Below are 748 nucleotides of genomic sequence, written 5' to 3'. Positions count from 1 at the left end.
AACTGAATCAACTTTTCAGACAGTTCACACTTACTCGGCTCTTTGACTTTATCAGCTTTCACAACATGAGCATCATCGCTAGATAAAGCAGAAACCAAGGTTTGGTCATCACTCATCGAGCATGCCGAAACCAAACCAGAATTTTGCATCAGACACACGACGGTGACCCAGCCAATCATTGCTAGCAGCCATTTCGCGCGCTTTTGAGGCGTGCCTTGTCGTGAAATCAATAAGCTCATAAAAAGTCAGATAAAGATGGAAACGCAGAAAATAATACGCAAGTTGTCGTAAAGCTCAAGTCGTTCGACCTTGCTTGCCGATATGATTGGTAAATAATTGTGATAACCTTAAACCCATCGCTTTTTGCAACACGCTCATTATGCTCAATAAAGTTAATCTCGCCGACATTCGCTCGTTTGTTTTGATCGCCCAACTTGGCAACTTCACCAAAGCGGCGGAAGCTCTTTCCGTATCTCGTTCTCACGTTTCTCGCCAAATCAGCGGACTTGAAGCGCAAATGGGCGTGACACTACTCAACCGAACCACACGCACGCTGCGTTTGACTCATGCCGGCGAGCGCTTTTATCACGACTGTGAAAAAGCTTTGCGAGACATCGACCAAGCGTTGATTGCCGCCGTCGATGATACTCAAGAGATTCGCGGCGTGATTCGAGTGAACTGTGTGGGTGGCTACATCGGCGAAGACATCATCGCCAAATACGTGTGTGAGTTTATGCAACAGTACCCG

The 748-nt window shown here is 46.8% G+C and carries 1 protein-coding gene and 1 pseudogene; one reads left to right on the top strand and one right to left on the bottom strand.

Translation table 11 applies throughout. The annotated features are described in order from the left end of the window. Nucleotides 1–239: pseudogene (locus R7040_RS26175) on the bottom strand (hypothetical protein); the annotation flags it as partial. Nucleotides 240–379: 140 nt separating this feature from the next. Here R7040_RS26175 and R7040_RS26170 point away from each other — a divergent pair. Next, a partial coding sequence (locus R7040_RS26170; protein ID WP_318097537.1) for a LysR family transcriptional regulator occupies nt 380–748 on the top strand: 369 nt, incomplete at its 3' end.

This window comes from Vibrio sp. 1069, from assembly GCF_033340555.1.
Note: the sequence above shows the minus strand (reverse complement) of the source record. Positions and strands in the feature narration are given on the sequence as shown.